This is a genomic window from Leucobacter musarum subsp. musarum (genome assembly GCF_001273845.1).
GTDB lineage: Bacteria > Actinomycetota > Actinomycetes > Actinomycetales > Microbacteriaceae > Leucobacter > Leucobacter musarum.
Genome location: NZ_JHBW01000027.1, coordinates 1 through 228 on the forward strand (window position 1 = coordinate 1; position 228 = coordinate 228).

At 69.3% G+C, this 228-nt stretch carries 1 pseudogene; it reads left to right on the plus strand.

The annotated features are described in order from the left end of the window. A pseudogene (locus CH42_RS00090) lies at nt 1-228 on the plus strand (hypothetical protein); the annotation flags it as partial.

Below are 228 nucleotides of genomic sequence, written 5' to 3' on the forward strand. Positions count from 1 at the left end.
GACCTGTACTACCGCCTCAATATCCTGAGCATCGCGCTGCCCCCACTTCGCGAACGCCACGACGACGTGATGCCCCTGGCCGTTGAACTGCTCGTGCAGGCCGCGCGCCGCGATCCGCGCCTGCTGCTGCGCATTGCCGACACGGAAGAGGCTGCCCGCGTGCTGGCCGGTGTTGCCGAGCCGCTGCGGCGCTACGCCTGGGCCGGCAATGTGCGCGAACTGCAGAGC